11 protein-coding genes are annotated in these 11,905 nt (G+C 31.8%); all 11 read left to right on the top strand.

What is annotated here, in order from left to right; translation table 11 throughout:
• Positions 1-5 precede the first annotated feature (5 nt).
• Genes gyrA through M9B42_04530 form a run of 11 tightly spaced genes read left to right on the top strand, consistent with a single transcriptional unit; the run spans position 6 to position 11,834 of the window.
• Entirely contained in the window at positions 6-2,546 is a 2,541-nt protein-coding gene (gyrA, locus tag M9B42_04580) for a DNA gyrase subunit A (GenBank protein ID URQ64047.1), read from the top strand.
• The gene (gene serC, locus M9B42_04575; GenBank protein ID URQ64046.1) at positions 2,536-3,618 is read left to right on the top strand and encodes a 3-phosphoserine/phosphohydroxythreonine transaminase; all 1,083 of its coding nucleotides are present in this window, start codon (positions 2,536-2,538) and stop codon (positions 3,616-3,618) included. Before gyrA ends, serC begins: the two co-directional genes overlap by 11 nt.
• Complete coding sequence (locus M9B42_04570; GenBank protein ID URQ64045.1) at positions 3,611-3,874, top strand: chorismate mutase; 264 nt, start codon at positions 3,611-3,613, stop codon at positions 3,872-3,874. Before serC ends, M9B42_04570 begins: the two co-directional genes overlap by 8 nt.
• Entirely contained in the window at positions 3,871-4,593 is a 723-nt protein-coding gene (locus M9B42_04565) for a prephenate dehydrogenase/arogenate dehydrogenase family protein (protein ID URQ64044.1), read from the top strand. The genes M9B42_04570 and M9B42_04565 overlap by 4 nt, the downstream gene beginning before the upstream one ends.
• Positions 4,590-5,771, top strand: a complete 1,182-nt coding sequence (gene aroA / locus M9B42_04560) for a 3-phosphoshikimate 1-carboxyvinyltransferase (protein ID URQ64043.1) — start codon at positions 4,590-4,592, stop codon at positions 5,769-5,771. The genes M9B42_04565 and aroA overlap by 4 nt, the downstream gene beginning before the upstream one ends.
• Complete coding sequence (cmk, locus tag M9B42_04555) at positions 5,759-6,400, top strand: (d)CMP kinase (protein ID URQ64042.1); 642 nt, start codon at positions 5,759-5,761, stop codon at positions 6,398-6,400. Before aroA ends, cmk begins: the two co-directional genes overlap by 13 nt.
• Entirely contained in the window at positions 6,387-7,700 is a 1,314-nt protein-coding gene (locus tag M9B42_04550) for a S1 RNA-binding domain-containing protein (protein URQ64041.1), read from the top strand. Before cmk ends, M9B42_04550 begins: the two co-directional genes overlap by 14 nt.
• 33 nt (positions 7,701-7,733) lie before the next feature.
• Positions 7,734-8,387 (top strand): orotidine-5'-phosphate decarboxylase, encoded by a 654-nt coding sequence (pyrF, locus tag M9B42_04545; GenBank protein URQ64040.1) that lies wholly within the window; start codon positions 7,734-7,736, stop codon positions 8,385-8,387.
• On the top strand, positions 8,384-9,646 hold the full coding sequence (locus M9B42_04540; protein URQ64039.1) for a hypothetical protein: 1,263 nt from the start codon (positions 8,384-8,386) through the stop codon (positions 9,644-9,646). Before pyrF ends, M9B42_04540 begins: the two co-directional genes overlap by 4 nt.
• On the top strand, positions 9,646-11,397 hold the full coding sequence (gene uvrC / locus M9B42_04535; GenBank protein URQ64038.1) for an excinuclease ABC subunit UvrC: 1,752 nt from the start codon (positions 9,646-9,648) through the stop codon (positions 11,395-11,397). Before M9B42_04540 ends, uvrC begins: the two co-directional genes overlap by 1 nt.
• Before the next feature lie 2 nt (positions 11,398-11,399).
• Positions 11,400-11,834 carry a glyoxalase gene (locus M9B42_04530; GenBank protein URQ64037.1) on the top strand — a complete coding sequence of 145 codons (435 nt, stop codon included), beginning with the start codon at positions 11,400-11,402 and terminating at the stop codon, positions 11,832-11,834.
• Positions 11,835-11,905 lie beyond the last annotated feature (71 nt).

Below are 11,905 nucleotides of genomic sequence, written 5' to 3'. Positions count from 1 at the left end.
AATTCGTGCAAGATTTTGCTAAAGAAGTCCTTTCTGTAGACGTTAAAGACGAGTTAAAAAAGTCATATCTAGACTACGCCATGAGCGTCATTATTGGTCGCGCATTACCTGATGCTAGAGATGGAATGAAACCTGTCCACAGGAGAATTTTGTACGCCATGCATAAGCTCTCAAATACATATAACAAACCCTATAAAAAGTCTGCAAGAGTGGTTGGAGAGGTAATAGGGAAATATCATCCACACGGCGATACTGCTGTTTACGATGCAATTGTTAGGATGGCTCAAAATTTTTCACTTCGTTATCCACTAGTGGAGGGTCAAGGGAACTTTGGAAGTATTGATGGCGATTCAGCTGCGGCAATGAGATATACAGAAATTAGAATGCAGAAAATTACTGATCAAATTCTTGCAGATATTGAAAAGGAGACAGTTAGCTACTCTCCAAATTATGACGGGACTGAAGATATACCCGATGTTCTACCTACAAGAGTCCCAAATCTTTTGATTAATGGTTCTTCTGGAATTGCAGTTGGTATGGCAACAAATATTCCACCACATAATGCTACGGAAATCTTAGATGCTTGTATTCATATCCTTGATAACCCTAGTTGCACTATTGAAGATCTGCTTAAAATCGTAAAAGGTCCTGATTTCCCTTTAGGTGGAATTATTACTGGTATAGATGGAATTGAACAAGCATATAGAACAGGCCAAGGAAAGGTTTATACAAGAGCAAAAACATCATTTGAACAAATAAAAGGCGGTAAAGAAGCAATTGTAATTACTGAAATACCATTCATGGTGAATAAGGCGCGTATGCTCGAAAGAATAGCTGAACTAGTGAAAGAGAAAAAGCTAGAGGGTATAGGTGAAATTAGAGATGAATCTGATAAAGATGGAATTAGAGCTGTAATTGAATTAAAAAAAGGTGAGGTCCCAGAGGTTGTTCTTAACAACTTATTTAAAAATTCACAATTAGAACAAGTTTTTGGAATTAATAATGTTGTTCTAGTAGATGGTAGGCCGAAATTATGTAACTTAGAAGAACTTCTAAATATTTTTCTTGAACATAGAAAAACAGTAGTAACAAACAGATCATTATTTGAATTAAGACAAGCAAAAGAGAGAGGGCATGTTGTTGAGGGCTTAATTGTTGCAATTGCAAATATAGATGAAGTTATTGATATCATAAAAAAATCTGAAAATGTTAAGGTTGCCTCTGAGAAGCTTTGCGAAAGAGATTGGTCAGCTGATACAATCAAGCCTTTATTAGATAAGGTAGCTGATCCAGATATATGTAAACCTGAGGGACTTGAAAAAGGTTTTGGCCTCAACGGAAAAAAATATAAATTGTCTGTTGTTCAAGCTAAAGCAATTCTTGAGTTAAGATTAAGTCGATTAACTGCTCTTGAAACTGATAAGTTGAAAGAGGAATACGAAGAACTAATTAAAGAAATCAAAAGACTTCAAGAGATACTCTCAACAGAGTCGGTTCTTATAAAAGTTGTAAAAAAAGAACTAGAAGAAATTAAATCAGATTTTGGCGATGAAAGAAGAACTGAAATAATCGAAAAACGACTAACAATTGATGACGCTGATTTAATACCAGAGGAAGAGAGAGTATTCACTATATCAAATAATGGGTTTGTAAAAACTCAACAACTTGCAGAATACAGATCTCAACGAAGAGGTGGAGTTGGAAAAACAGCTTCAGCTTTAAGAGACGAAGATTTTATTAAACAAGTTTTAGTTCTGAACACTCATGTTCAAGTTCTTTGTTTTACAACTAAAGGTAAAGTACATTGGCTTGAAATCTATAAATTACCCGTAATGTCTCGGACTGCAAAAGGTAGACCTATTTCAAATGTACTTCCTTTAGAAGATGATGAAAGAGTAACCTCTTTTTTACCTGTAGATGAGTATAAAGATGGACATTACATTTTAATGGCTACAAGAAACGGAGTAGTAAAGAAAACAGTTTTAAAAGCTTTTGAAAAAAAATACGCTCCAGGACTCAGAGCAATAAATTTAGATGACGGCGATAAACTTATCGGTACAGTAATTACAAATGGTTCGGATGAAATATGTTTAGCATCTGAATCTGGGAAAGCAATAAGATTTAATGAGACTGATGTAAGACCAATGGGAAGATCTACGAGAGGTGTAAAGGGAATGAATATCCACAAAGAGGATAAAGTGATTTCTATTATGAAAGTAATTCCTGAGGCTAAACTTTTAACCATTAGTCAGAATGGTTATGGAAAACGAACAAATATTTCAGAATTTAGTGGGCAAAAAAGAGGTGGAAAAGGTGTTATAGCACTAAATACGTCACAAAGAAATGGAAAAATGATTGCAGCAGTTCAAGTAGTTGATGGAGATGAGGTTATGTTAATTGGAAACCGCGGAACATTGATAAGAACACAGGTTGACCAAATAAGTGTTATTGGAAGGAATACCCAAGGAGTAAAAGTAGTATCAACTAGAGATGAAGAAAGTCTTGTTGATGCAGTAGGGTTTAAAGAAACTCTTGATGAAGAGTAAGATTGCAAATTTCAGTGCTGGTCCAGCAGCAATTCCACAAGAAGTTTTACAAGAAGTTAAAGATGAATTGCTAAACTATAAAAATATTGGTTCATCAATTATTGAAATCAGTCACAGAGATAAAACTTTCGTTGATATCGCAAACCAAGCAAAAATTGATGTTATAGATTTGCTCAATGTACCGAATGATTATGAGGTGATTTTTCTTCAAGGTGGAGCCACTTTGCAGTTCTCAATGATTCCTTTAAATTTTTCATATCTTGGTAAAGTGGCAAACTTCGCAGAAATTGGATCATGGTCATCAAAAGCTATTAAGGAAGCAAGTAATATTTGTAAGGTGAATGTATGCACCTCATCAAAAGATAATAATTTTACAAAGATAGAAAATTTCGATGAATGGAATATAGTTCAAGATACTTCAATTGTTCATTATTGTAAAAATGAGACCATACAAGGAGTAAGGGTAAATCATGACATAGAGACTAATTATCCACTCTTTGTTGATATGTCATCATGCCTTTTTTCAGAAACTATAGATATTAAAAAATACGATTTTATATATGCATGTGCACAAAAAAACTTTGGGCCATCTGGAATCACATTAATTATCTTAAAGAGAGAATTGCTAGAAAAATCAAATAAAGACCTTCCAAATATTCTTAAATATGATGCTCATGCAAAAGAAAATTCAATGTTAAATACCCCAAATACTTTTGGTTGGTACGTGGCTGGTAAAATATTTAACTGGTACAAGAAAAATGGAGGTGTAAAAGAAATGGAAAAAAATAGTATTAAAAAAACAAATCATCTATACCAAATAATCGATAATTCTGATTTTTACATAAATCCTGTATTCCAAGAGCAGAGGTCAATTTGTAATGTTGTTTTCACACTTCAAACTGATGAACTGGAGAGCAAATTTTTATCAGGTGCTGAAGAAAATGGTTTGTTTTATCTCAAAGGTCACAGAAGTGTTGGTGGAATGAGAGCAAGTATATATAATCCTCTTGAGTTTGAGCATGTTGAGCGCTTAGGACAGTATATGATTGATTTTGAAAAAAAATATGGATGAAACTGATTTGGCATTACTGAGAGAGGAAATAGATTCTATTGATATGGAAATTGTGAGCTTATTGGAATCCAGGTTGTTAATTTCGGCTGAGATAGGAAAATTCAAAAAAAATAATAGTAGAGATTTTTTTGATCAGGAAAGACATGATCAAATAATGGAAAAATTAGCATTACTTAAAACTAATTATCCTATTGAAGATTTAAAAGCTGTCTTTAGTATTATTTTAAAAACCTCCTTAAAACACCAAGAGAAATGAAAAATATCTTAATAATTGGCTCAGGGTTTATGGGCACTTCGATTGCTTTAGCTGTAGGGAATAGAAACACCTTTTGTGTTGAAGAACACTCGCCATTTAAAGATTTCTTAATAGAACGAGATATTTATAAGAATATATATAGTTCTCTTGATGAAGTAGGAGATAGAGAGTTTGATTTGATAATTATTTGTTCACGACAAAAATCAGTGCCTGATAAGATTAATGAGGTTTCAAAAAAATACCCAAGTTCAATAATTACAGAAATTTCAAGCTCAAAGAACTTTTTAAAAAAATATAATATGCCAGAAAATTTTATTTCTTCTCACCCAATTTGTGGAAGTCATAATACAGGTCCTCAATACTCCGATGGTGAGCTTTTTAAAAATAAAGAAGTAATAGTCATATCAAATCCTAATAAATTTTTATCAGAAAAAATCGAATTATTTTGGAATTCAATTGGAGCAAAAGTCACATACATGGATATAGACGAACATAATAAAATATACGCATTTTTAAGCCATTTCCCTCATTATTTCAGCTTTATCTATAAAAAAATTCTTGAGGAAGAAAAAATTGATTACAAACGTTTATCTGGCGACAGTTTAAAAGAAATATTACGCTTATCAGAATCAGATAAAGATTTGTGGGATGAAATCTTTTCAGATAATAAAGAAAATCTGGATTTCTTGGTAGAAAAAGTAAATAAATATTTGAAGTGATTGAATTACCTGTAGATAAATCAATAGCACAGAGATGCGCAATCCTAGGTCTAGATTTTAATAAAGATACAATTGGCGAGGACATAAAGAGCACTTTGAAAGCTGCAAAGGAATTTTCGGAGAGTGACAAAAAAATAGTCTTAGATCTTGGAAATTCTGGTACGGGAATGAGATTGTTAACTGGATACATCGCAGGAACAGGCAAGGAATGTATTTTAAAGGGCGATGCCTCACTTTCATCAAGACCTATGGACAGAATAGCAGATCCACTAAATAGTATGGGAGCAAATATTAGATTGCGTGCAGATAGGTATGCACCAATTGATATTTCTAAGTCTTCTTTAAAGGATAATTTTGAATTCACTTTAAATATTCCAAGCGCACAAATTAAATCATGTATGTTGCTGGCAGCTTTAACTTCTCAATCAAAAATTGAAATTACAGAGATAATTCCTTCAAGAGACCATACAGAAAGAATTCTCGAAGAATGCGGAGCTGATATTACGAGGAAAGAAAATAAAATAATTTTTGATGGTAGAAAAAAAATTCAAAAGAAATTCATTGATATCCCAACAGATTTTTCATCAGCAGCGTATCTACTGGCAGCTAATCTGCTTACAAAAAAATCAATAATCTTAGAAAATGTAGGCGTCAACCCTACCAGAATAGCTTTTTTGAGTACACTTGAAGAAATGGGAGCAATAGTCTCTTTAAAAAATAAATCATCAAAATCAAATGAACCTAGAGCTGATATTATGGTTAATTGTGAGCAAGAGCTTAAGGGTGTTGAAATTTATGGAGACAAAATACCAAATCTAATCGATGAGATTCCTCTTATTGGCACACTAGCTATGTTTGCAACTGGAAAAACAACGATAAGAGATGCTAAAGAACTAAGGCACAAGGAATCGGATAGAATAAGTCTATTGTTATCAAACATTAAAAAATTCAATCCAAACACAACCATCAATGAGTATGATGACGGATTTGATATAATTCCTGAGTTGAATGAAAGTAATAGTCCTGTTGAAATCGAAACTCAAGGAGATCACAGAATTGCAATGAGCTTTATGATAGCCTCACTTAAAGATAAGAAAAAAATATACATTGATGATAAAAGATGTGTAGAAACTTCTTTTCCAAATTTTTTTGAATTATTAAAAAAATGGTACCAATAGTAACAATAGATGGTCCATCAGGTTCTGGTAAAGGAGCACTTTCAAAAGCTTTAGCTATAAAAAAGAAATGGAATTATCTTGATAGTGGTCTCATATACAGATGTTTTGCTTACTTATTTTCTGAAGGTTTTAAGAATGTAGAAGAGGAAATTATTAATATCGAACATTCCTATGATGAAGATTCAGAGGAAATTTCTTTCAATGGAAATAAAATTACAAATATTATAAGAGGTCCTGATATAACTACTCTTTCATCTGAATTATCTCAAAAAAGTGATGTCAGGGAGCGTTTGTTACAAATACAAAAATCCTATCTAAAGGAACCAGGTCTTGTTGCTGAGGGTAGAGATATGTCTACTAGAGTTTTTCCAGACTCAAAAGTAAAAATTTTCCTCACTGCAGGTATTAATGAAAGAGTTAATAGAAGGGCAAACCAGTTGAGAAATGCAGGACAAAAGGTTAATATCTCAAAACTTAAAAGTGAGATTGAGGCAAGAGACTTTAAAGATAGCAACCGAGAAGTTTCACCTTTGAGAGAATCAAATGATTCCATTCTCATTGATAATACTTCCAAAAGCGTTGAGGAAACCTTAGAAGTTATAGAAGAATTAATAAATGAAAGATACTGAAAAAGTTTTAAAAGATTTAATTGATAAGAGTTTTAGCGAGTTCAATTTAGTTCAGGGTTCACTTGTGAAAGCAAGCGTTTTAGAAATTGGCAAAAAATGGGTAACACTTGATGTAGGTTTTAAATCTGATGGGCTTGTTCCACTGGAAGAATTTCAAGATCACAAAAATGGTATAGAAATAGAAGTAGGAGATGAAACAGAAGTTATTCTTGATGCACTTGATGATGGATTTGGAGAAATTAGGCTTTCACGCGAAAAGGCAAGAAAACAGGAAACCTGGGACAAGCTTGAGAAAGCTCATAGCGATGGTGAATATGTAGAGGCAAAGGTCACCAATAAAGTAAAAGGTGGCTTTACAGTCTTTGTTGATTTGGTAAAAGCCTTTTTACCAGGATCTCTTATAGATCCAAAAGGTGGTAAGGACTATCCAGATTTAACCGGACAAACCCTTGAATTTAAAGTAATGAAGTTTGATAAGAAAAGAACAAATATTGTCCTTTCAAGAAAAGCAGTTCTACAAGAGCAAAATTCTGAAGAAAGAGAAAGGCTTCTTAAAGTTATAAAAGAGGGAGAAAAAATTGAAGGAACAGTAAAGAATCTTACCGACTATGGAGCATTCATAGATTTGGGTGGCATGGACGGTCTTTTACATGTTACTGATTTGTCGTGGAAGCGTGTCGCTCAACCAAAAGACATTTTGAAAGTAGGTGAGAAAATGGAATTTCTGGTTTTATCATTCGATAAAGAAAAAATGAGAGTTTCTCTTGGTTTAAAACAACTTACAGAAGACCCGTGGAAAGAACTTGAAACAAAATATCATGTAGGACAAGTCATCGAGGGAGAGGTAACACTGACCACTGATTATGGTTGTTTTGTAAAACTTGAAGAACACATTGAGGGGCTAGTGCATATCACAGACTTAGACTGGAAAAATAAGAATATTGATCCATCTTCTATATTAAATAAAGGCGATAAAATTGAAGTAAAAATTATGGAAATTGATATGGAAGAAAGGAAGATATCTTTGAGTAAAAAACATACTTCCGAAAATCCATGGAAAGCCTTTGAAGATAAGCATAATAATGGTGATGTTTTAGAAGGATTAAAAATTAAGTCGGTTACAGATTTTGGAATATTCGTCGATCTTGAGGGAGGAATAGATGGCCTTATTCACCACTCTGAAATCGATACAGGCACTCAATCAATAGAAGAAGTCTATAAAGAGGGACAAGCTATAAATGTCTCTATTAGTGGGATGGACTCAGAGAGGGAGAGAATTTCATTAACTCTTCTTTCCTAGATTTCAAAGACTCTTTAAAATACAATTTTTCTTATGATATCTAAAAGGCTAATAATTGCTCTAGATACAGATGACTTAAATCTTGTTAAAAAACTAAGTGCTTTTTTTGATCCAAAATTATGTTTAATGAAAGTAGGTCTTCAGTTATATATTGCACACGGAAAAGAAGTTCTAGACTTTTTGAGCGAGCAAGGTTTTGAAATTTTTTTGGATTTAAAGCTACATGATATTCCAAATACAGTCGCTAAAGCGATTAAAGAAATTCAGAAATTTAATATAAAAATGACCACAATTCATTCTCAAGGTGGAGTTGAAATGATAAATGCTGCTCTTGACCAGTCAAATGATATAAAGATCCTTGCTGTAAGCCTTTTAACAAGTTTAGATAAGCAAGATGTTTCAAGACTATATGACAATGATTTTGAAAAACAATTCGAAATGCTTCTCAAAGTTATAACAGATACAAAAACGCATGGAATAGTATGTAGCTCTCATGAGCTTGTTAAAATTAGTGATAATAACCTTATTAAAGTTGTTCCTGGAATAAGAAATGTTGATGTTTCAGACGATCAAAAAAGAATAATGTCTTCTAAAGCAGCATATGCGAACGGTGCAGATTTCATAGTAGTAGGAAGACCAATAATCAATTCTGAAAATCCATCAGAGGAATATAAAAAATATCTATGAGCATCTTAAAAAATTCAAATAAATTTAAAAAAGGTAAATTTGAAAATATTGAAATTGAATTTAATCTTGAGGAGAATTCAACTTCTGATGATAATTCATTAGTTAAAAAATTTAATGAAATATATGATGGCTCACTTTGTAATTTTACTGAAAATAAAGCCGCATCACATTTTAATTACAAGAAGCGAACCGAAGAGGAGTTTCTAAAACATCATGCAGAATTATTAAATTTTGCTGAGGATATTCGGAAATCTGAGGCAAATGTTTATTTTTTTGGAATTGGTGGATCAAATATAGCACCAAAAATTTTTTATGATCTTTATAAAGACAAAGGTAATAATAAATTTCATTTTATTACTGGCAGTGACCCTGAAGAATTTGAAAGTATTAAAGTTTCAGACAGTGATATAGCAGTAATTGCTTCAAAATCTTTTTCAACATTAGAAACTTTAGACGCATACGATAAGGTATGTGGAAAAAGAGTATTAAAAAATACGTTTGCAATTACATCTAATATTAGTGCAGCTACTAATTTCGGTATTCCTAAAAATAATATTTTGAAACTCAATAATGATACAGGTGGAAGATTTTCAGCATGGAGTCCAGTAAATATAGTATTACCAATTTTAATTGGGAAGGATGGTTTCAATTCATTTTTAGATGGCGGTTTAAAAATGGATAAAATTTGTCTAGATAACGAGAATAATCCTGCTTTATTGTTGAGTGTTAGTGATGTGCTCATTAGAAAATCTTCTAATTCCATTGTAGTTTTAAATTATGATTTCAAGTTAAGAAACTTTTTTGAATTTGCTCAGCAAATTGAGATGGAGTCTAATGGAAAATCTTTCAATATTAATAATGAGTTTGTAAAAAATAATACTTACTTATTATTTGGTGGATATGGACCAAAATGCCAGCATTCGTTTTTTCAAAGTCTTTTTCAAGGATCTGAATATATTAATACTTACTTCATAGCAGAAAAAACAGATAATCTAAACTATAAACAAATGAAAGCCCAAGTTCATTCACTAAGAAATCCAGAGATAGAAATTTCTAATAATGTAGAAAATCCACATTTATCGACAAGAAAACAGCCAGTAACAGTAGTTGAATTAGATGATTTAACACCTTACAGCATTGGACAACTGTTCGCTCTTTGGGAAAATAAATCGATTTTTAACAGTCTTCACTATAGTACAAATGCTTTTGATCAGTTTGGAGTTGAACTTGGGAAAAAAAATACTAAGAAGTTTTTATAGTGAATGGTTTAAATCAAAAAGCATCTGAATTCCCTGACTCCCCAGGTGTCTATAGATTTTTTAAAAATAAGAAGATTCTGTATATAGGTAAAGCAAAATCACTTAAAAAAAGGGTAAAAACTTACTTTGGAAAATCACTAAAAGAATTTAAAACACAAAAGCTTGTAAACCAGATAACTGGTATGGATTTTATTGAAACTAATAATGAGACAGAAGCATTATTGCTTGAACAAAATTTAATAAAAACTGAACAACCTCCTTTTAATATACTTTTGAGGGACGATAAAACATTTCCCTATATAGAACTCACTGAAAAACATGATTTTCCTGGAATTTTTTTTAAAAGAACAAGAAAATCTGAAAAAAATCTTTTTGGACCTTTTACTAGTGCTAGTGCTACAAGGCTTGCTATAAGCGAAATACAAAAAATATTTAATTTACGAACATGTAATGATGTATTTTTCTCCAATAGATCAAGGGCATGCCTTCAATATCAAATTGGAAAATGTTCAGGCCCTTGTGTTGGTTTGATAGAGAAACGAGATTATGAACAAGATGTTTTTGGTGCAAAAGAAGCACTTAAAGGAAATTTTTCAAAGATTATTTCAAAGTTAAGATCTGAAATGAACTTTAACTCACAAATAGAAAATTTCGAGAAAGCTGGAGAAATTAAAAGGAAAATTGAAGCGCTAAAAAGAGTTGAGGAAACCCAAATTATTTTTTCTGGCGGTGATCAAATAAAAGTGATAGGCATGGCCTGCGAAGGTGATGAGGTTTCGTTTGTTGTAATAGATGTGATAAAAAACTCCTTTTCAAATATTAAAAAATACTCATTTAAAAATAAACTCGAAAAAAATTCTAAAGAAATTACTGAGGAATTTATAAGTCGTTTAGTTCTTGCAAATCCACAAATAAAAGAGATTGTTTTTGCAGGAGAAGAAATTAATTCTCCATTTTTTCCACACATAACCTTTACTAAGCCTTCTGGTGGTAAAAAAATTAAGTGGGCTGAAATGGCAAATAGAAATGCCCGAAATCTGCTAAGTTTGAGGTTGCAGAGAGGTCTAAAATACGAATCTTCAATGGAGTTTATAAAAAATAACTTAAATTTAGATACAAATAATATTGGTATGGTAGGTTTTGACGTAAGTGGAGGAGCTGGAGACATACAAACTGTATCATGCGTATTTTTCAATTCTTCAGGTCCTGATAAGTCGAAATATAGATTTTTCAGAGTCCCAATAAAAAATTCTGAATCAGATCTCGAGGCATTGTTGTTCGGGATTAAGAGATACCTAAAAAATAATTTCGAAGTGAATTTAATTCTAATCGATGGTGGCAAAACACATTTAAATTACATCAAAAGAAATTTAAAGAATGTAAAAGCTAAATTTGTATCGGTCGGAAAAGGCGAGAAAAGAAAATATGGTATTGAGAATCTATTCTATGAGGATAAGAGAATTGAGTTTAGAACTAACAATTCAATTTCAAAGATTTTTCTTGATCTCAGAGATGAAGCTCATAGGTTTGCTCTCAAGAACTTTAGGTCAGTAAAAAGAAAAAATCTAACTAAACATTTTTTACAGGATATTGATGGAATAGGACCTAAAACAATCGATAAGATTTATAAAAATTATGTAACTCTTGAAAATTTAACAAAATATTCAGCTAAAGAGGTATCAGAAGAGTTAGGTCTCAACATAAAGATTGCAAAAAAAATACAAACTTCTTTAGAAGAAATCTATAATTAAGTATGAGTGCAAGATTTCATTTAGCGATAGCTGTAAGATCTATAGAAGAAGCAAGGTTATTTTACTGTGACTTTCTTGGATGTGAATCAGGAAATTTTGAAGATGGTAAATGGCTAGATATTAATTTTTGGGGAAATGAGCTAACTTTACATGAAGCTCAACATCAAGATGAAATAAAATCCACCCAGCGACATCATGTTGATATGGGAAAAGTATGTGTTCCTCATTTTGGAATTCATCTTTCTAGAGATGCTTTTGATGAAGTTAAAAAAAGAATTGATGCAAGCGATCAGCATAATTATCTTGATAAGCCTTATTTAAGATTTAAAGACGATGATAGAGAGCAAGAAACTTTTTTTATTAGAGACCCAAGTGGAAATGCACTAGAGATTAAAACGATGAAAGTTCCTGAGTCGCTTTGGGAAATCAACTCTTGATAAAATTATTTAATCAGTTAATATCACATTTCTATGAAATTTGAATTAAATTGTTCCAAATGCTAATCAGC

The sequence above is a fragment of the SAR86 cluster bacterium genome, from assembly GCA_023703535.1.
Classification (GTDB): domain Bacteria; phylum Pseudomonadota; class Gammaproteobacteria; order Magnimaribacterales; family TMED112; genus TMED112.
The sequence above is the reverse complement of the archived record's forward strand: the minus strand, read 5'-3'. Positions and strand labels throughout refer to the sequence as shown.